The sequence below is a fragment of the Specibacter sp. NPDC078692 genome (genome assembly GCF_040686835.1).
Taxonomy (GTDB): Bacteria; Actinomycetota; Actinomycetes; order Actinomycetales; family Micrococcaceae; genus Specibacter.
This window is the reverse complement of the sequence record NZ_JBFBLV010000031.1, coordinates 1-18797: the sequence shown is the minus strand read 5'-3', so window position 1 is coordinate 18797 and position 18797 is coordinate 1. Positions and strand designations below refer to the sequence as shown.

The 18797-nt window shown below is 61.3% G+C and carries 16 protein-coding genes; 8 read left to right on the top strand and 8 right to left on the bottom strand.

Going from position 1 to position 18797, the window contains the following annotated elements; genetic code table 11:
• The first annotated feature begins 16 nt into the window (after positions 1-16).
• Both AB0O97_RS16990 and AB0O97_RS16985 read left to right on the top strand, forming a co-directional pair.
• Entirely contained in the window at positions 17-1099 is a 1083-nt protein-coding gene (locus AB0O97_RS16990) for a DUF1524 domain-containing protein (RefSeq protein ID WP_363884230.1), read from the top strand.
• 77 nt (positions 1100-1176) lie between these two features.
• Positions 1177-1584, top strand: a complete 408-nt coding sequence (locus tag AB0O97_RS16985; protein WP_363844064.1) for a hypothetical protein — start codon at positions 1177-1179, stop codon at positions 1582-1584.
• A 4-nt stretch (positions 1585-1588) separates the two neighbouring features.
• Here the strand turns inward: AB0O97_RS16985 and AB0O97_RS16980 are convergent, their stop codons facing one another.
• Entirely contained in the window at positions 1589-2224 is a 636-nt protein-coding gene (locus tag AB0O97_RS16980) for a LysE/ArgO family amino acid transporter (RefSeq protein ID WP_363884228.1), read from the bottom strand.
• Between the two features lie 64 nt (positions 2225-2288).
• Here AB0O97_RS16980 and AB0O97_RS16975 point away from each other — a divergent pair, with 64 nt between their 5' ends.
• The 3 genes from AB0O97_RS16975 to AB0O97_RS16965 are packed head-to-tail and all read left to right on the top strand — an operon-like array spanning position 2289 to position 5253.
• Positions 2289-3176, top strand: coding sequence for a LysR family transcriptional regulator ArgP (locus AB0O97_RS16975; RefSeq protein ID WP_363884227.1), 888 nt, complete (start codon positions 2289-2291; stop codon positions 3174-3176).
• Between the two features lie 9 nt (positions 3177-3185).
• Complete coding sequence (locus tag AB0O97_RS16970; RefSeq protein ID WP_363844073.1) at positions 3186-4532, top strand: MFS transporter; 1347 nt, start codon at positions 3186-3188, stop codon at positions 4530-4532.
• 22 nt (positions 4533-4554) lie between these two features.
• Positions 4555-5253: a hypothetical protein gene (locus tag AB0O97_RS16965; protein WP_363884225.1), complete on the top strand. Its 699-nt coding sequence runs from the start codon at positions 4555-4557 to the stop codon at positions 5251-5253.
• Between the two features lie 57 nt (positions 5254-5310).
• Here the strand turns inward: AB0O97_RS16965 and AB0O97_RS16960 are convergent, their stop codons facing one another.
• Positions 5311-6798, bottom strand: a complete 1488-nt coding sequence (locus AB0O97_RS16960) for a TIGR01777 family oxidoreductase (protein ID WP_363884224.1) — start codon at positions 6796-6798, stop codon at positions 5311-5313.
• 144 nt (positions 6799-6942) lie between these two features.
• Here AB0O97_RS16960 and AB0O97_RS16955 point away from each other — a divergent pair, with 144 nt between their 5' ends.
• Together AB0O97_RS16955 and AB0O97_RS16950 are read left to right on the top strand one after the other, a co-directional pair.
• A complete protein-coding gene (locus AB0O97_RS16955) occupies positions 6943-10617 on the top strand; it encodes a TM0106 family RecB-like putative nuclease (protein ID WP_363884222.1) in 3675 nt (1224 codons plus the stop codon).
• A gap of 7 nt (positions 10618-10624) precedes the next feature.
• Positions 10625-11275 (top strand): DUF1345 domain-containing protein, encoded by a 651-nt coding sequence (locus tag AB0O97_RS16950; protein ID WP_363884221.1) that lies wholly within the window; start codon positions 10625-10627, stop codon positions 11273-11275.
• Between the two features lie 25 nt (positions 11276-11300).
• Here the strand turns inward: AB0O97_RS16950 and AB0O97_RS16945 are convergent, their stop codons facing one another.
• The 5 genes from AB0O97_RS16945 to AB0O97_RS16925 form a co-directional block, all read right to left on the bottom strand.
• Positions 11301-12575, bottom strand: a complete 1275-nt coding sequence (locus tag AB0O97_RS16945; protein ID WP_363884220.1) for a M18 family aminopeptidase — start codon at positions 12573-12575, stop codon at positions 11301-11303.
• A gap of 56 nt (positions 12576-12631) precedes the next feature.
• Positions 12632-13363 (bottom strand): response regulator transcription factor, encoded by a 732-nt coding sequence (locus tag AB0O97_RS16940; protein WP_363884218.1) that lies wholly within the window; start codon positions 13361-13363, stop codon positions 12632-12634.
• Positions 13351-14184, bottom strand: coding sequence for a histidine kinase (locus tag AB0O97_RS16935; protein WP_363884263.1), 834 nt, complete (start codon positions 14182-14184; stop codon positions 13351-13353). Before AB0O97_RS16935 ends, AB0O97_RS16940 begins: the two co-directional genes overlap by 13 nt.
• A gap of 499 nt (positions 14185-14683) precedes the next feature.
• Positions 14684-15574 carry an ABC transporter permease gene (locus AB0O97_RS16930; protein WP_363884217.1) on the bottom strand — a complete coding sequence of 297 codons (891 nt, stop codon included), beginning with the start codon at positions 15572-15574 and terminating at the stop codon, positions 14684-14686.
• 2 nt (positions 15575-15576) lie between these two features.
• On the bottom strand, positions 15577-16524 hold the full coding sequence (locus tag AB0O97_RS16925; protein ID WP_363884215.1) for an ATP-binding cassette domain-containing protein: 948 nt from the start codon (positions 16522-16524) through the stop codon (positions 15577-15579).
• Between the two features lie 180 nt (positions 16525-16704).
• Between AB0O97_RS16925 and AB0O97_RS16920 the strand changes: the two genes are divergently transcribed.
• A complete protein-coding gene (locus tag AB0O97_RS16920) occupies positions 16705-17391 on the top strand; it encodes a phosphatase PAP2 family protein (protein ID WP_363884213.1) in 687 nt (228 codons plus the stop codon).
• Here AB0O97_RS16920 and AB0O97_RS16915 read toward each other — a convergent pair.
• Complete coding sequence (locus AB0O97_RS16915; RefSeq protein WP_363884261.1) at positions 17388-18734, bottom strand: MFS transporter; 1347 nt, start codon at positions 18732-18734, stop codon at positions 17388-17390. The genes AB0O97_RS16920 and AB0O97_RS16915 overlap by 4 nt on opposite strands.
• Positions 18735-18797 lie beyond the last annotated feature (63 nt).

Sequence of the window (18797 nt, the reverse complement as noted above, 5' to 3'; positions counted from 1 at the left end):
GGCAGTCGATTTAATCATGATCCCGCTGTTTGCTTCCGTATTGCTGGTGACCACAGCGTGCGGTGGCGCAGCGACGCTTGAGGTGGCTCCGGCGTCGGCCGCGTCAGCACAGAGCGCAACTCAGAGCACCACACCAACCCCTACCCCGAGTCCTACCCCCACGGCAGATGACGTAGCTCCCCTCGACGGTGAGGAAGTCCCCGATGCCGGCGGTGCCGATCTGGCGTCGAACCAGCAACCCGCCTTTGCCGCGAAGGCGCTTGAGGTGTTGGCGACGCTGCCTATCAAGGGCCGAGCGCCCAAGACCGGCTACGACCGGGCCATGTTTGGGCAAGCGTGGGCGGATGTGGACCGGAACGGTTGCGACACCCGTAATGACATTTTGGATCGGGACCTGACTGCCAAAACCTTCAAGCCCGGCACCCGCGACTGTCTGGTTCTCACCGGTATTTTGGCCGATCCCTACACAGCCACCACGATTGATTTTGTGCGCGGCTCCGCGACCAGCAGTGCGGTCCAGATCGACCATGTGGTGGCCCTCAGCGACGCGTGGCAAAAGGGAGCACAGCAGCTGAGTGTGGAGGTGCGTACCGCGTTCGCCAATGATCCACTGAACCTTTTGGCCGTTGACGGTCCCAGCAACCAACAAAAAGGAGCGGGCGACGCCGCCACCTGGTTGCCGCCGAACAAGAGCTATCGCTGTGACTACGTGGCTCGGCAGATTTCCGTCAAGGCCACCTACAAACTCTGGGTAACCCAGGCCGAACATGACGCCATGGCCAAGGTGCTGGACGGTTGCGCTGGCGTTGAAGTTCCTACGAACCAGACGGCGCCACCAGTCGAACACGTTATCTTGCCCCCTGTTGCCCCGGTTGCGCCGGTGCCCGCAGTGGAGGCGGCACCCGTTGCTCCGGCGGCACCGGCTCCGGCCCCGGCTCCGTTGGTCCAGGCACCAGCACCAGCGCCGGCCCCAGCGCCAGCACCTTATTACCAGAACTGCTCCGCAGTCCGGGCTGCTGGAGCGGCACCCATCCGTGTGGGCCAGCCGGGGTTCCAGTCCAAGTTTGACCGTGATGGTGACGGGGTGGGCTGCGAATAAGCGTCTAGGGAACTTGGAGTGCCGCTGCCGCGCAAGTCAGCTCTGGCACCCCGTGTAGTTCTGACTAGACTTAAAGTGTGAGCTCCCCTAGCGACCAGCCGCTGATCCCAGCTGTATGGCAGCGTCATGACACGGTGATCCTGCCGTTGTGGCGCGAAAGGTTGAGCGCCGAAATGGGCCCGGTGGTGGCCGCCCGCTACGCTGCCGGACTGTTTTTTGAGGACCGACGCAGGCCTATCGCCCAATGGTTTAACCCGGCGTTGGGTGCTGCCCTGCTGGTGGGCATCGAGACCTCTGCTGAATGGCCAGTGCAGCGTTTTGCCCTTTTCTATGCCCCTGCAGGCGGAGGTGTCACCCGGGTCCATACGAACCTCCACGAGTGGTATCTGCGCACTCCGAAGAAATCTCCCACGGAAGAAGAAGCGTTCGCCGGGGCAATCCGTTCTGCAGAGTCATTCCTGCAAGTGGAGATGGACTGGCTCTGAGCCGTCACGCCCCCAAGGCCATCTTCACACCAAGAAAGAGCATGATGGCGGCAATCAGCCCGTCCAAGACGCGCCACGCACCGGGCTTGGCAAAAATGGGCCGCAAGAGTTTTGCCCCGTACCCCAGGGCACTAAACCAGATGATGCTCCCAACAGCAGCTCCTGCACCGAACCACCAGCGCAATTCGCCGTGTTGGTTGGCTAGAGTTCCCAGCAACAGCACGGTGTCCAAATAGACGTGAGGGTTTAGCCAGGTCAGCGTCAGGGCAGTGGCCAGAACTGCTTTGCGGCTCAGGCTCCCCTGCCTCCCCTGCCGGTCCCCAGTAGTCAGCACCCCGGGGCGGAAAGCGCGTTTGGCGGCAAGCCCGGCGTAGACGATCAGAAAGGCAGCTCCAGCCAATCTGATCACCACAACAATGGCAGGCACCGCAGCGATAACGGTTCCAATCCCAAAGATTCCCGCGCCGATCAGGATCACGTCACTGAGCATGCAAACCAAGACCACCAAGCCGACGTGTTCGCCACGAATGCCTTGCCGCAGCACAAAAGCGTTCTGAGCGCCGATGGCAATGATGAGGGCCAAACCAGCGCCGAGCCCGGTAGCCATCGTGGAAAAAATATTCAGTGTAGTCACAAGCATTGAAACTACTAGACTGAACATCAGCAGTACAGCTAATGTTTTTCATGCTACCTAAGGAAATCTAATGGTCAGATTTCAGTCAGAACAACTCCGGACCTTCCTGGCAGTACTGGAGAGCGGCACTTTTGATGCCGCTGCCCATAGCCTGCACGTCACAGCCTCGGCAGTGTCGCAACGCATCAAGGCCATGGAACACGTTGCCGGACAGGTCCTCCTGCTCCGGGGTACGCCCATCACCGCCACGCAAGCCGGGGACGTGGTGCACAAGCTCGCCCGGCAACTGCGCCAGCTAGAAGACGATGCGGCCGCAGAATTGGGTCTAACCACCGGCAACCACGGATCCATCGCCGTCGTGGTCAACGCCGATTCCCTCGCTACCTGGTTCATGGACGCCCTCGCCCTGCTGCCGCCAGACGGAAACATGAGCCTGGAACTGGTCCGCGAGGATGAACAGCACTCCGTCAATTCGCTGCGCTCCGGCGAGGTCATGGCCGCCGTCACCGCCACGGCAACTCCGGTTCAGGGCTGCTCCTCAACCCCGCTGGGCACCATGGACTACCGGGCCGTTGCCTCCGTCAGCTTCATGCAAAAGTGGTTTCCCAACGGCTTCACGGCCGAAACATTCGCAGCAGCCCCCACCGTCCAGTTCGACCGCAGCGACACCCTCCAAGACAACTTCTTCGCACAAGTCACCGGCCGGCGCCGCTCCGGCACTGAACATTTCATCCCCGACACCATCCAATTCGCTGAGGCCGTGAAGCTCGGACTGGGCTGGGGCCTCATGCCCGAAGCCCATTGCCGGGACGGGCTGCGCTCTGGCCATCTCGTGGAATTGATCCCCGGACGACTCTCCCGAATCCCGCTATTCTGGCAGCGCTGGAAGGTCCAATCGCAAGGACTCGATACGCTCTCGGCGGCCGTGGCCCAAGCCGCCGCCCAGGCCCTCGGCTAGGATCCACTTATGATTTCTCTTGACCGTCAGCGCCGCAACCAAGGTGTGCTGGTTGTTGGCCAATTGCTGTCCGGCGTGGGTGTCGCCTCGGGAGTTGCCGTGGGCGGAATCTTGGCCGCTCAATTGGCAGGCACGACGGCGGCCTCCGGTTTTGTGCAGACGGCGTCGGCTCTGGGCGCGGGGCTGGTTGCCGTACCGTTGGCCAACCTCGCCGTTCGGGCCGGGCGCCGCTGGGCTCTCAGCACGGGCTTTGCGCTCGGTGCCATGGGTGCCGGACTAGTGTTGCTGGCCGCCTCGCTGGGTCAGTTCTGGCTCATGGCGGCCGGCATGTTGTTCTTCGGTTCGGCCACGGCGTCCGGGCTGCAGGCACGCTACGCCGCCGTTGACGGTGCCGCCCCAGAAAAAGCGGGCCGCGCCATGGCCATCGTTATCTGGGCCACCACTATCGGCTCGGTGGCTGGACCCAATTTGTCCGAACCTGGCCGATTGTTCGGCATCTCGCTGGGCCTGGTGCCACTCTCCGGCCCCTTTGTCTTCTCCCTGATCGCCTTCATCACCGCAGCGCTCGTCATTGCCGTCTTCTTCGTGGCGCCGGCAGCCAGCACAGCGGCAGGTGACACAGCTACGGCACTAGCGGGGCCGGCGTCGTCCGCTCCCCAACAAGCCAAGCCAACCTCCCCCGCCAGCACAGAAAAGCCGAAGAACCGGGCGAAAAGGGCGAAGCGCCATGGCGCGTGGCGGGCGCTTCGGCTGGCGAGCCACAATCCACGAGCGCTCTTTGCCCTCGCGGCAGTCACGGGCGGGCACGCCATCATGGTGGGCGTGATGGTGATGACCCCCGTAGCCATGGACGCGCATGGGCATTCGCTGGAGATCATCGGTATTGTCATCAGCCTCCATATTCTGGGCATGTATGCTGCCAGCCCGCTATTTGGTTGGCTCGTGGACAGGCTCGGTGCGATGCCCGTGGTCATGCTCGGCTGCGGCATTTTCCTGGCCGCCATTACGCTGGGGGCCATCGTCTCGGAGGGCAACGATCCGGTCCTGATGTCGATGGCGCTGACTATGCTGGGGTTGGGCTGGTCGGCATGTTTGATCGGTGGATCGTCCTTGCTGAATCAGTCCGCACCTGAAGATTTGCGTGTCCCGCTGCAGGGCGCCAATGACATGACCATGAACTTCGCTGCCGCTGGCATGGCCGCTTTGGCCGGGCCAGTGTTGGCGGCCGGCGGATTTTTCTGGGTCAATATGATGGCGCTGGCGGTCCTCATCGTCATGGTCACACTCGGCGTGCGCGCTTGGCGAACGACGCCGGATCCTGCCACCATCGAGCACGTCACCGATGCTGTGAGCTAGGCCAGCTGGTAATCTGGCGGGCATGTACCCGCCTCCTCCACCCAAACCAGCATCGACCACCGGGCCCAAAATTCTCACCTTCAGCGGCATCGCCGTCCTGCTGATAGGACTCGTGGCATTGATCTTCGCCATCACCTCAATGGTCTCGACCCTTCCACTGAACGTCATTACTTCCCAGGGTCAGCCCGGCAGCGGAGCTCTTGCCGGCCTGACGGTGGCCGAAGACCATGAGTTCACTTCCCCTGGTGGTTTGTCCTACGATCTGTGGGAAGTCCAGCAGAGCCCGAATGGGCAATTTGGTTTGGACCGTAAGAGTGTCACCGTCATCGGTCCGGATGGCGCCCGCGTGACCGTCCGGGGATCCGAGGTCAGCGGAAGTAGCACGCTAGGCGGCTTCAAGGCACAGTCCTTTGCTTCCTTCTCCGCGCAGCAGGCTGGCAGTTACACCATCACCATCACCCCGGGGCCCCGCTATTCCGGTCCCAGCAGCAACTCTTCCGGCGCCGAAGGATCCGAGGCTAACAACACCGGAACGGTCGACGCCGTCATCACCGAAGGTTCTGAATTCACCACTCTCTTCACTGGCGTCTTCACGTTCATCGGCGGCATCATGGTGGGGATCGCTGGGCTCCTGCTCGGTGGCGGCCTGACCATTGGCGGAATAGTGTGGTGGATCAACGCCAATGGGCGCCGAAAAAGGGGATTCGCCCCCGGAGTTTGATGCACGGCGTGGTTTAAGCCGCCCGTTAGCCACCCTTTTCCGCACGTTAGCCGCCCGTCAGTGCCGCTCTTTGGCGCCCAGAATGTGGCGCAGGGCCGATTCGAGGTCCGCGTGACGGAACTCGTATCCGGAATCTTGGATCTTTTTAGCGGAAACACGCTGGCTGGCGAGGGCCAGTTCAGCGGCTCCCTGCGTCCCCAGCAGCAGCTTTGGACCAATGGACGGAACCGTCAGCGCGGCGGGACGGTGCAGTACGCGGCCCAGGATGCGCGCAAACTCGCCTGCTGTTACGGGATGTGGCGCAACGCCGTTGACCGGGCCGTTGACCTCCGGTGACAGTGCTGCGTGGGCAAAAATCCCGGTAATGTCATCGATCCCCACCCAGCTTTGCCACTGCTTCTCTCCGAGCGGGCCACCCACGCCAGCCAGATACAGCGGGAGCAGCCGCTGCAAAACGCCACCACCGGCAGAGAGCGCAATGCCTGTGCGGACATTGACCACCCTGACCCCGGCTTCGGCTGCTGGCGCGCACGCGGCTTCCCAGTCTTGGCAGACCTTGGCAAGGAAGTCACTGCCAGCAGGATCGGACTCCACGAGTGCCGCGGGCAGCCGACCCTCAGTGGAGGCGTGCGGATCCGCGCCGTAGTAGCCCACGGCGGAGCCGGAGACCAAGGTGCGTGCCACGCCGTCGGACGCTAGAGACGCCAGAGTCTTGGCCAGCAACCCGGTGCCGCGAACCCTGCTCTGGTGAATGGCCCCCTTGTTGGCCTCCGTGAACCGCCCACCGATGGGGTGCCCGGCCAGGTGGATCACAGCGTGGCAGCGGGCCAGCGCGGCGGAGTCGATCACGCCGGCGTCGGGGTCCCAGAAAATCTCATCATTGGTCCGCGGCGCATGCCGAACCAATTTCAACACCGTGTGTCCGCCGCCGCCCAGCAGCGCACAAATCTGGCGGCCCAGTAAACCCGACGCGCCACTGACCGCGATGACTTGCGGCTCGCCCGCATGTGCGGCATGAAACGCCAGATCAGCCTGCAATTGCCGCTCACGGAAGGCAAACATGCGCCCAAGTTCGCCCTGCATCTGCCGGTGCGTCCAGCTTCCGCGGGCAAGTTTTGGCAGCTCGAAGCGCATCTCGTCGTGCATCAGCGTGGTGCCAGGTTCACCGTCGGAAAAGGTGTGGGTGTGGCTGCTCGATGCCAGTGGCCCCTGGTCCATGACATCGGTGAAGCTGACATCGGGCACCAATTCGGTGTGCAGCGCGTGCCAACGAATCTCCGGGCGAGCCCACGGCAAACGCGCCGGGGCAAAGGGCAGTATGCCGCGCACCGTTCCAGCCGCGGATCCCAGCCACATCCCCAGCCCGCCCGGCAGGCCTACTCCCATGACCGCCGTCGAACCTGGATTGATGCCGTCGCTGGGTTCGGCGTGAATGGTCCCAAAGAACGACGGCGTGAGCCGCACCAGCGCGCCGGGCCGGGTAAACCACCGGAATACCTCCGCACGCGGGTAGGGAAGGATCGTGTCATAACGGAACGTGGGCATGGCTTCTCCAAGTCTGTGTCACCCCCATCTTGCCTCACATGCTGCCCAGCGCGCACCGCGAAAGCGGCAATGTGGGTGGGCCTTGCTAGATTCAAGAGCAGCAACGCTGCATTAAATTACTAGGTACGGCACGGAAGGCACACAATGTTTTTGCTTGACTCCCCCGAGGGCAACAAAACGCTGATCTTTTCGGCGTCGGACCTAGTGACGGCCAGCGAATGCCAGTATCGGACGCTGCGGATTCTGGATGAAAAGCTCGGTCGGACCACCAAGCCGGGCTTCGCCAAGGACGAGATGCTTGAACGCGCCGCTAAACTGGGCGACGCCTTCGAGGACAAGATCGTGCATGAATACAAAGAAGAGTTCGGCGAGTGGGATGCGGCAACGGGGAAAGGCGTGAAGTCTGTTTCCCGCGTGAAAGGCTTCCCGAGTTGGGAAGCCTTGGTAGAGAAGCGCGAAGAAACACTGGAGGCGCTGCGAATAGGTGCTGATGTTGTTTTCCAGGCCACGTTCTTTGACTGCTCAATGGTGGGATTCGCGGATTTCCTGATGAAACAGGACGACGGCTCGTACGCCGTCCACGACACCAAACTGGCCCGCCATGCTCGCGTCAGCGCGCTGCTGCAGCTGGCCGCTTATGGGGACCAGCTGCAGAAGTACGGGATTCCGGTGGCACCCGTGGCCACGCTGGTGCTGGGCAACAGGGAGCACAGCAACCACTCGATGGCGGATTTGCTGCCCGTCTTCCGTGAACACCGGGAACGGTTTCTGGCTCTCACTGCCGCGCACCGAGCCCAACCGCTGCCCGTTGCCTGGCTGCAGAACGGCATTAGTTATTGTGGGCGCTGTGACTACTGCTCGCAGCAGGTGGCCGAGCATCAGGACTTACTGCTGGTCAATGGCATGACCGGCTCCCAGCGCCGCAAGCTCATGGCGCAAGGCATCACCACGGTCCAGGCGCTGGCGGACCTGCCTGAAGACCAGGTCAAGGGTCCGCTGGTGCGTCTGCGCGATCAGGCTCGCATGCAGCTCGGGCTGGAACCTGATGTCAAGACAGTCACCGCGGGCACGGGCGACGGCGCCCACCCCGTCAGTTACAAGGTCCTGCCGACCATCAGTCGTTTGCCAAAGCCAAGCCCCGGGGACATCTTCTTCGACTTTGAGGGCGATCCGCTCTGGCAGGATCCAGACGACGACACAAAGTGGGGACTTGAGTACCTCTTCGGCTCCATCGAGGCTCCAGACCCAGCTGCTCCGGCCGGAACGCCGGAGAAATTTGTGCCGTTTTGGGCGCACTCCCGCGCCGAAGAGGGCAAGGCCTTCAAGGACTTCATCACCTACGTCGAAGCTCGGCGCGCAAAAGACCCCGCCATGCACGTCTACCACTACGCACCTTATGAGAAGTCAGCACTGCGCAATCTGGCAATACTGCACGGCGACAAGGCGGCCGAGGACACGGTGGACGACTGGCTGCGCAGCGGTCTCCTCGTTGACCTACTGGATACCGTCCGACAGTCGGTGCGCATCTCCGAGAGCTCGTACTCGATCAAGAAACTAGAGCCCTTCTATATGGGCGAGAACACCAGATCCGGCGATGTTAAGGATGCCGGCGCATCTGTGGTGGCCTATGCGGACTACTGCAAAGCGCGCGACGCCGGACTGGCCGGGGACGCCGAACAGGTACAAGAAGCCACGAAGATCCTCGCGTCCATCTCCGACTACAACGAGTATGACTGTCTCTCGACCCTGCGCTTACGCGACTGGCTATTTAAGACCAAGGCCGCCGTTGAAATCGAATCGTGGACCGAAGGCAGCGGAAAACTACCAAAAACGGACGACGAAAAGCCGAAAGCGAGCAGCTTCGAACCCACCGAAGGTGAACTCAAGCTCGATGCGCATATTGCGCAGTTGAAGGCCCAGGACAGCACTCACAAACTCAGTGATGACGAGAATGCCATCGCCATGGTGTCTGCCGCGGCGAGCTACCACCGCCGCGAGGATAAGAAGTTCTGGTGGGGGCACTTTGATCGGTTGGAGAAGGGCCCGGAATCATGGAACGAAGAGAGGAACATGCTCCTGATCCAGGATGTAGAAAAACTCGAGGACTGGGCCAAAGCCACTCCCAAAGCAAAGACCGAAACACGCACACTCAGAGTGACCGGCACCGCCACCGAAGGCTCTGATTTCCGCCCTGGCACATCATCGTTTGGCATGATCGCTGGCCCTCTTCCTGAGGGGTTGAGTGAAGACTCCGAGTATCCAAAACTGCGCGGTGGCCTGTTCAATATCACCATCGTGGAGGACGTCTCGGATCCTGCCACACCGGAGCTCACCACGCTGATCGTCAAGGACAAATCCTCTATGAAGGTGCCGCCTTACAACCAGCTCCCCATGGCGCTGACACCCGACCAACCAATCAACGCCAAATCGATCAAGTCTGCTCTGGCTGAGTTGGCCGAAAAAGTTGGCAACAGTCTTCCGCACCTTCCCAATCACCCGGGCATCGACATCTTGCGCAAGACCACGCCCAGGTTCGACGGCGGCGCAAGTCTCCCGTCCGCCGTCGTGCAAGAAGATGGGCACAGCGTCCGCGAATACGACTACATTGGTGCGATCACCGAGGCGTTGCTGAAGCTGGACCACTCCTACCTTGCCGTTCAGGGTCCACCCGGCACGGGGAAGTCGCACATTGGCGCCCATGTCATCGCCAACCTCATGAAGAAGGGCAAGAAAATTGGCGTGGTGGGGCAGTCGCATGCTGTGGTGGAGAACATGCTCCGCAAAGCCATCGAAGTAGCTGACGTTGATCCGGAGCGCGTGGGAAAAAAGCTCGCTGCCCCGCACGATGTCCCGTGGAAAGTCACTGACGATAAGCAGTTCGGCAAGCTCCTCTCCAGTCCTGAGGGTGCGCTGATCGGTGGCACGGCGTGGACCATGACCGGCGCCAATGTCCCTGAAGGCTCCCTGGATTTGCTGGTCATTGACGAGGCGGGACAGTATTCGCTGGCCAACACCCTCGCTGTGGCCCGGGCCGCGAAGAACCTGCTCCTGCTGGGCGATCCGCAGCAGCTGCCCCAGGTCACGCAGGGCTCCCACCCGGCACCTGTGGACGAATCGGCGCTGGGCTGGCTATCGAAGGGTCACGCCACACTGCCCGAAACAATGGGCTATTTCCTCGCCGATTCCTGGCGCATGCACCCCGAGTTGTGCGCCGCGGTGTCCAGGGTCAGCTACGAAGGAAGACTGTTCTCCGCACCGGCGGCGTCCCTGCGTCATCTGGCCGGCAAGGCCCCCGGCGTGGAAACCATCTATGTGGGCCAAAACCCAGGGAGCGATAAGGACAACAAGCAGTCCTCCCCCGAGGAAGCAGCGGAAGTGGTTGCCCAGGCAAAAGAGCATCTCGGCCTAATATGGACGCCGGGCCCTGACAAGGACCCTCGCCCGTTGGCCCAGGAGGACATCTTGGTGGTGGCCGCCTACAACGCGCAAGTCAATTTGGTCCGGGAGACGCTGGATGAGGCGGGGCTGCCCGATGTCAGGGTCGGCACCGTGGACAAATTCCAGGGCCAGGAGGCTCCCGTGGTGCTGGTGACCATGGCCTGCGCGGACCCGTCGGGGGCACCGCGCGGCATGGAATTTTTGCTCAATCGCAATCGCATCAACGTTGCCGTCTCACGTGGGCAGTGGCGGGCCGTCATCATCCGCTCCCCCGAACTGAGCAACTTCATGCCAGGACGCCCCGAAGGCATGGCGGAGCTGGGCGCCTTTATCGGCCTGTGCCGCGGGGATACCGCAACGGGGGCTCCGCCCATGGCATGATCACAGCATGAACCAAGATTCCTCGGCCCGGGCCCGACACCGGCAACTGCGTATTGCCGCAATGCTGGTATGCGGAGCCGCCGCTATCGTTCTCACGGGATTGTTGGGTGCCTGGGTCTACGCCCCAGCAGTGGGTTGGGCCGTCGCTGCACTGATCTATAACGCCACGGTGTGGCTGCAAATTGCCCCGATGGATGCAGCACAAACGGCCACCCATGCACAAGAGGAAGATCCGGGTCTAGGCACCACTGATCTGCTGATCTTGTTGGCAGCGCTGGGTTCCTTGGCCGCCGTGGTGCTCGTCATGGTGGGCAGCAAGGACGTGCAAGGGACCGAACGGTTTCTACTGGCCATGCTCGCGCTGAGCGCTACAGCCATGTCCTGGCTCATGGTCCACACACTATTCACGCTGCGCTACGCCACGATTTATTACAGTGGCGAGCCCGGCGGAATTGCTTTCAACCAAGACGCACCACCGCAATATACGGACATTGCTTACATGGCCTTCAGCGTCGGGATGACCTATCAAGTCTCCGACACCAATATCACCACCCGGGCCATGCGCTCGGCCGTACTGCGCCATAGTCTGCTGGCCTTTGTTTTCGGCACCGGAATCCTGGCCACCACCATCAACCTAGTTGTCAGTCTCGCAGCCTGACTTGCGCTTGGATGGCGGCCCGCGCTTAGACTGCGGCCCCGAAGAACGTCTGCACAATGCGCGCCAGATGGAGCGGGTCATCCACTCCGCATAGCTCCCGCGCCGAGTGCATTGACAGCAACGGCGTGCCCACGTCGAGGGTTCTGATTCCCAGCCGCGTCGCCGTCAATGGTCCAATCGTAGACCCGCACGGAACATCGTTGTTGGAGACAAACTCCTGATACGGAGCATTCGCTGCGGCGCAAAGCTTGGCCCACACTGCCGCGCCCACCGCGTCTGTGGCATAGCGCTGGTTTGCGTTGATTTTCAGCAACGGTCCACCGTTGAGCACCGGCAGATTGGCGGGATCGTGGCGCTCGGAATAGTTGGGGTGGACGGCGTGCCCGGCGTCAGCCGAGACGCAGAATGAGCTGGCGAACGCACGACGTCGTTCACTCACCGATGCGCCCAAACCATCCGACACCCGGGTCAAGACATCCTCCAAGATGGGACCGCAGGCTCCCGAGCGTGATCCCGAGCCGATCTCCTCATGATCAAAGGCTGCCAGTACGGGAATCACCCCGGAAAGGGGTGCTTGGGCTGCCGCGATCAAGGCCACTAGACCCGCATGCACGGAGCTCAGATTGTCCATGCGCCCGGCGGCGAAAAATTCGTTGTTGGCCCCAAATACTTGGCCGGGCTGGGTGTCGGCCACAACAATGTCGTAGCCACCGATCGTGCCCGCATCCACGCCCGCGCGCTCTGCGAGCAGCCCCAAAAGGTCCTCATCCGGCGCATTGCCCTGCCCCCACACGGGATTCATGTGGTGCTGCTTATCGAGTTTGAGCCCATCGTTGACGCCCCGGTCCAAGTGAATGGCCAGCTGCGGGAAACGCAGCAGCGGCCCGGTGGCCACCAACGTTTCAACCCCGTTAAGGCTCACCAAGCGGCCTGCGAATTGCAGTTCACGGTCCAGCCAGGAGTTAATGAGCGGCCCGCCATAAACCTCAACTCCGGCCTGCAGCCAGCCAAATCGGCCCGTGGTGGGCTTCGGTTTGAGCTTGAATGATGGTGAATCCGTGTGCGCACCCAGAATGTTGAACGGCGTCGTGACGGTGGCGTGCTCGGGCACAATCCATGCCATGATGGCGCCGTCGCGGATCATGAAGAATTTCCCGTGCACCGGCCACGGCTCGGTCTCGTTCAGCTGCGTGAAACCTGCCCCGGCGAGTCGGCGGCCAGCTTCACCCGCCGCATGAAAGCTCGATGGTGAGGCATCAATGAAATCGCGCAGGTCCAGGATGTGTTCCACAGAAGTCATACTTCGATTCAATCATGAAGGGTGGCGGCCGGTGCACACAGGCTCTACGTGGCCAGCTAGTAGTCCGGATTGCTGGGGACCACCATGCCGGTTTCGTAGGCATACACCACCACTTGGACCCGATCACGCAGGTGCAGCTTGGTCAAAATACGCCGAACATGGGTTTTGACTGTGGCTTCGGAAAGGAAGAGCGCATGGGCGATCTCGGCATTGGAAAGCCCCTGGGCAATGCACTGAGCAACCTCAAGTTCCCGTGGCGTGAGCTCTTCCAGCAACGGGTCGGGATGAAGATTTTGGCGCGGCGGGCTGTTGCGAACAAAGTTCTCAAGGAGCCGCTGCGTGACGCGCGGGGCCACCACCGCGTCACCACTGGCCACGAGCCGCACGGCGTGAACCAAGTCCGACGGCGCCACGTCTTTGAGCAGGAAGGCGCTGGCCCCAGCCTGCAAGCCGGCAAAAGCGTACTCGTCGAGGTCAAAAGTGGTCAGAATGATGACTCTTGCCTCCGAAGGGGATGCGCTGATTTTGCCGGTGGCTTCGATTCCGTCCATGAGCGGCATCCGCACATCCATCAGCACCACATCTGGTTGCAGGCCCTCCACAGCCCGCAGCGCTTCAATGCCATTGGAGGCCTCACCCACCACCTGCATGTCATCTTCGCCCTCAAGAATCAGCCGGAAACCCATGCGCAGCAGTGGCTGATCGTCCACGAGCAGGACCTTGATGGGACCGTCCGTCCCTACGGAATTGATCAAAATTTCCCCCTTCAAAAAATTCACTCCGAACATTCCGTCGGATGCAGGACTGCCGCCACGAGCCACCCGCCCCGTGGAGCCGGTCCGGCGTCGACCGTGCCGCCATAAATGCGCGCACGTTCCTGCATCCCCACAATGCCACGTCCCGTGCCAATCGAAGCATCGAGGGTCCCGCGGCCGTCGTCGGCGACCCGTACCGTGAGTTCGCCGTGGATCAGGTTGTTCTCCACCACCACCACAACCCGGGACACCGAGGCACCGTAGCGCAGCACATTGGTCAGCGACTCCTGCACGATCCGGTAAACGGTCAGTGCCAGCGCCGGGTCTTCCGGCAGCGGCGGACCCGACTGGGTGAATGTGAGAGGCAGCCCCGCCTGGCGGAAACCTTCGATCAAGGCACCCATGTCTGTGTGGTCGGGCTGCGGGGAACGGATGCTGCCGGCATCTTCGCGCAGCACGCCCAGCACGCGGCGCATATCCGCCAACGCCGTGCGCCCCGTCTGAGACAGCTGCCCCAGCACGTCTCCCGCCTTGGCCGGATCACGTTTAACCACGACGGCGGCCCCATCACTAAGTGCCACCATGACGGTCAGCGAGTGAGCCACCACGTCATGCATTTCCCGGGCAATCCTGTTCCGTTCTGCCACGGAGGCCAGTTCGGCGGTGCGGACAGCCCACTGGCGCAATTCGGCCTCATGTTTGCGACTGCTACGCACTGCGGCACCAATTCCAGTGGCAACGATGTTTGACAGCAGGATGACAATCGCTGAAATGACATTGCTGGCGGCGGCGCTGGGGCCACCTTCGGGAAGAAGCTCGGTCGGGTACTGGTAGAGAAACAAGATGAAAACCATCAGCGGTACGCCGGACACCAGCCCCAACGCAAAGCTGATCACCGCTTTGTACCGCACGGCCACGGAATACAAGGCAAACCAAATGCCAACACCAATATTGCCGGCCGTAGGTACCACCACAATATTGAGGACTTCAAAAACTGAAACGATCGCCAGCACTGCCAGTGGTTTATCGCGGCGGAACATCAGTACCGTGGCCGAGGCCAGGACGATGACCACGTGCTCGCTTAGATTGACGTTAAGGTCGCCACTGAGGAAAATTCCTGATCCCGCCAGCAGATACGCAAAAACCACCACCACGTCCATGACGCGGGGGTGGTTATAAAAGTACGTTCGGAGCGCGCCACGACGGCGGGCCGTGAATTCATCGGCCCGCCGTGCAGCGGAAGGTAAGTCGGCGGGGGAAACGGCCGTTCGTTCCGCGGCCCCCGCCTGGTCTTTTGTGCGCATAAGTCAGAGCTTAGGTTCCCCAGCAAATCGCTGGAGACCTCAGCGTCTCTTAGACGTCACGAGTCTTGAGGGAAATCAAGGCCGGGATCATGAACAGCAAGATCCAGCCCACGAAGATCATTCCGCCTGCGAAGGGGGTGATAAACGCCGCCTTCTCAGTGATCTCCAACATGCGGCCGCCAGCCACACTGGGTACGTACTGGTTCAGGTTCTTCCAGAATTCACCAGGCAGCAATGTCAGCAGCTGAGTCCCAACATCTAGGAGGAAGAAGACCACAACGAGGACAATGATGCCGCCGGCGGAGCTGCGCAGCAGCGTGCCCAGAGACAACCCAATCAAGGAAACACCTGCCACATACAGGCCACCCATGAGGATGGAATACACAACACCGTCCGTGCCGAAGGACAACTCAACGCCGTAGGCGCTGAAGATGGGAATGGCTACCAAGGTGGTGACGATGGCGGCGAGCAGGGTCAGCACGTAGGAAACAACTACCAGCACAACTGCTTTGGCGAAGAACGCAGGGAGGCGCTTAGGCACAGCCGTCATGGTGGAGCGGATCATGCCCGTGCCGAACTCCGAGGAGATCAGCATGACTGCCAAGGCACCCAAGATCAGGATGCCGATCTGCAGGCCCGCATTGGGAATTGCGTAAAGATTAAACCCCAATGCCTCTTGAGCTTGATCCAGAGTCATGGTGGTGGACGGTTCGCCTGGCATGCCCATACCCATACCGCTCTGCATCACCCCTTGAACGGTCCAGGCTTGAACCCATGCTACGAAAATACCAATGCCTGCCACCGCCAGAAAGGTGAAGGCCAGCAGCAACTGGGTGGAGCGCAGGGACCGGAACTTGATCCATTCGCTGCGCAGCACACCGGCAAAAGTCAGTGAGCCGCCGGTAGCGCGCTGAGGTGAGGAAATCGTCGTCGTGCTCATCTTTAGAGTCCCTTCACAGCGGCCGGAGCCTGCGCATTGTTGTTCAGATCCTGCGAGTGGTACTCCACCGCATCCTTGGTCAGGTTGAAGTAGGCGTCTTCCAGGGAGGTGGTCAGCGGCATCAGCTCATAGACCAGGACCTGGTTTTGCAGCGCCACTTGGGCGATCTGGCGCGGGTCGAGCCCGGTGACTTCCAGGGTTTCGTTCTCGTGACACTGCACCTGAACGCCCTGGTTAGCCAATAGCTGGCTCAGCCGGGTCACCTCAGGAGTGCGGACCCGCACCTTGGCCTGCTGTGTGCCGGCGAGGATCTGAGCGATCGGGGCATCGGCGATGATCTGGCCGCGGCCAATCACAATCAAATGATCGGCGGTCAGCGCCATTTCACTCATGAGGTGCGATGACAAGAACACGGTTTTCCCCTGCGCGGCAAGGTGCTTGGCGAGGTTACGCACCCACAGCACGCCTTCGGGATCCAGGCCGTTGACCGGCTCATCTAAGATCAGCGTCTGCGGATCGCCCAGCAATGCTGAGGCAATGCCGAGCCGCTGGCCCATACCGAGAGAAAATCCACCAGCCTTCTTCTTCGCCACGGCGGCCAGACCGGTCATATCGATGACCTCGTTAACACGCTTGGTGGGGATGCTGTGCGTGGCGGCCATGGCCAGCAGGTGGTTATAGGCGCTGCGTGAGGTGTGTACGGCCTTGGCATCCAGCAAAGCGCCAACCTGTCGTAGCGGATCGCGGTGCTTCGCGTAGGGCTTGCCGTTGACGATCACGGTGCCGCGCGAGGGCGCATCCAGCCCCACGATCATGCGCATGGTGGTCGATTTGCCAGCACCGTTCGGGCCTAGAAAGCCCGTCACCATTCCCGGCTTGACGGTAAACGTGACACCGCCAACCGCGGTCTTGGCCCCATAGTGCTTGGCCAGGTTTACTGCCTCAATCATGTGGACATCCCCTTTGGATGAGCGCCGCCACGTCCATGGCGAGCGTCTTTTTTCGAATCTATAACAACCGTACGCACTCAAACCGCAGATATCTTCCATCTCAGGGATGATTCAGGGTTCATTCAGGGTAGTCCTATTGGATGACACGTCCAGCAAAGATCCGCCCCCTAAACTTGAAGGATGCCCCACTCCACAAATCCATCTGCTGCGCTGCATCCCTTGGCATGGTCGCGGCCGCGACTGTTGTGGGTTTCGCTGCCCGCTCTAGCGATTCTGTTGGCCGGGGCTTGGCTGATGTTGGTCACCGGCAACCATCCTCCTTTTCAAAAGTTCGACGACGGCTGGTACCAGCTGATGCGCAGCTCCCGGACACCGTGGCTCACCGACGCCAACCGGGTGCTGGATTTTGCTGGCAATACCGGCATGGTCATCTACTCTGTGCTTTTACTCTTGGTGCTATTGCGCCGCCATTGGCGCTTGGCGCTCTTCACGGCTGCCGTCAATTTGGGTGCCTTGGGGCTAACTCATCTGATCAAGTTTTTGGTGGACCGACCCCGTCCCGTAGACCGTTTGGTCTCTGTGGACCACGGTTCTTTCCCCTCGGGGCACGTAAGTGGCACGGTGACTGCCATGGTGGTCACGGCAGTGGTTCTGGGCAGATTATGGATGTGGGTCAGCGGCACCATTCTCAGCGTTGCCATGATGTTCAGCCGCACGTATCTGGGTGTCCACTGGGCCTCAGACACCATCGCCGGAGCCTTGTTGGGCGTCGGGCTGACGCTGCTCCTCTGGGCCTTATTGAGAGATAAATGCTTGACTCGCAATATTCGTGCGGGCAGCGTTCAAGCGGACTCGCAGACCGCCTAGTTACTGGCCTTTTCAAACTCCGACTCGGGCAGTGGTTTCGCTGCTGGTGCGGTCAGGATGGAAGCCACAATGGCAACGGCGATCGCCAGCAGCGCCCAGCGAATGGTGACATGATCGCCAAGGAATCCCAGCAGCGGCGGGCCCGCCAAAAACGCCACATAGCCAATGGTGGAAACCACTGAGACTCGGACGGCGGCCCGCGCAGGATCATCGGCAGCCGCGGACATGCCCATCGGGAAGCCCATCGCGGCACCGGCACCCCAGAGCACGGCACCCATGCCGGCCAGCAGCATATTTGGTGCCAGAACAAAAATGACTAGGCCCAGCAGCGCTGATCCCAAACTGCCGTACAGCACCGGAACCCGGCCAAACTGGTCAATCAAGCGGCCGCCAAAGAACCTGAAGAGCGTCATGGATGCAACAAAGACTGCGAACATGATGGCGCCTTGGGCTTCGCTGGAGCCGAGCCCGTCAACGGCAGCCTTGGCAATCCAGTCATTGGCCGCCCCCTCGGTCAAGGCCGCACCAAGCACCACCAGCCCCACCAGGAGTGTTCGCTTCTCGGTCCAAGCACTGCGGCCCTTGAGAGCCGTGGTGGCTTGTGTCTGCTGGCTGTCGCTGTTGGCCGTCTCCGGCAGGAAGTAGCGCGGCACAAACACCATGGAGATGCTGACGCCAATGACGATGACGAACAAATGGGCGGACATGCTGACATCGAGAGCCGAAAGGCCGGCGCCCACGAGCGCTCCGAGGAGGGCGCCGCCGCTGAAACCTCCATGGAATTGCGGCATGATGGTCTTGCCGCGATGCCGTTCAACGTCTGCGCCCTCAATGTTCTGCGCCACGTCCCAGAGGCCAATACCAATGCCGAAGAAGAACAGGCCAATACCCGTCAAGAGGACCGAGTGCTGCGCCAAGGCGATGGCAACAATGAGGCCACCAACAGCAACTGTGAAGCCGCCAACACGAATCGTGTTCGCCGTGCCGATCCGGCCCACAACAGTTCCGGCCATCGGGAGCGCAATGACCGAACCCGCGGCGATCGTCAGCAGGAGCAGACCCATTTCGCCCGATGTCAGATCGAGGATACGGGTCACTGCTGGAATCCGTGCAGCCCAACTGGCAAACACAAAACCATTGATGGCGAAGACGGCAAAAGTGGCCATGGTGGCCGCGCGGACCGCCTGCTTATTCATAGGGGATTTACTCTTTACACAAGGGTGATCAAAGACATGTCGCCGAAGTTTTTTGCGACGTTGCGTCAACTCTAGCGGCATGTCTTGGGCAGCTATGAAAAATGCCATAGTTTGACGATCCCGCGGTGTCAGCGAATTCCGCCTCATCACCAAGCACGCGTACAAGCCGGCACTGATCCCCATCATCACCGTCATGGGTCTGCAGATCGC

Bases quoted from the DNA above. Each gene is read 5' to 3' on its own strand.
- AB0O97_RS16990 (WP_363884230.1), top strand. From the start codon at position 17: ATGATCCCGCTGTTTGCTTCCGTATTGCTGGTGACCACAGCGTGCGGT.
- AB0O97_RS16980 (WP_363884228.1), bottom strand. From the start codon at position 2,224: ATGCTTGTGACTACACTGAATATTTTTTCCACGATGGCTACCGGGCTC.
- AB0O97_RS16975 (WP_363884227.1), top strand. From the start codon at position 2,289: ATGGTCAGATTTCAGTCAGAACAACTCCGGACCTTCCTGGCAGTACTG.
- AB0O97_RS16970 (WP_363844073.1), top strand. From the start codon at position 3,186: ATGATTTCTCTTGACCGTCAGCGCCGCAACCAAGGTGTGCTGGTTGTT.
- AB0O97_RS16965 (WP_363884225.1), top strand. From the start codon at position 4,555: ATGTACCCGCCTCCTCCACCCAAACCAGCATCGACCACCGGGCCCAAA.
- AB0O97_RS16960 (WP_363884224.1), bottom strand. From the start codon at position 6,798: ATGCCCACGTTCCGTTATGACACGATCCTTCCCTACCCGCGTGCGGAG.
- AB0O97_RS16955 (WP_363884222.1), top strand. From the start codon at position 6,943: ATGTTTTTGCTTGACTCCCCCGAGGGCAACAAAACGCTGATCTTTTCG.
- AB0O97_RS16950 (WP_363884221.1), top strand. From the start codon at position 10,625: ATGAACCAAGATTCCTCGGCCCGGGCCCGACACCGGCAACTGCGTATT.
- AB0O97_RS16945 (WP_363884220.1), bottom strand. From the start codon at position 12,575: ATGACTTCTGTGGAACACATCCTGGACCTGCGCGATTTCATTGATGCC.
- AB0O97_RS16940 (WP_363884218.1), bottom strand. From the start codon at position 13,363: ATGTTCGGAGTGAATTTTTTGAAGGGGGAAATTTTGATCAATTCCGTA.
- AB0O97_RS16935 (WP_363884263.1), bottom strand. From the start codon at position 14,184: ATGGTTTTCATCTTGTTTCTCTACCAGTACCCGACCGAGCTTCTTCCC.
- AB0O97_RS16930 (WP_363884217.1), bottom strand. From the start codon at position 15,574: ATGAGCACGACGACGATTTCCTCACCTCAGCGCGCTACCGGCGGCTCA.
- AB0O97_RS16925 (WP_363884215.1), bottom strand. From the start codon at position 16,524: ATGATTGAGGCAGTAAACCTGGCCAAGCACTATGGGGCCAAGACCGCG.
- AB0O97_RS16920 (WP_363884213.1), top strand. From the start codon at position 16,705: ATGCCCCACTCCACAAATCCATCTGCTGCGCTGCATCCCTTGGCATGG.
- AB0O97_RS16915 (WP_363884261.1), bottom strand. From the start codon at position 18,734: ATGAGGCGGAATTCGCTGACACCGCGGGATCGTCAAACTATGGCATTT.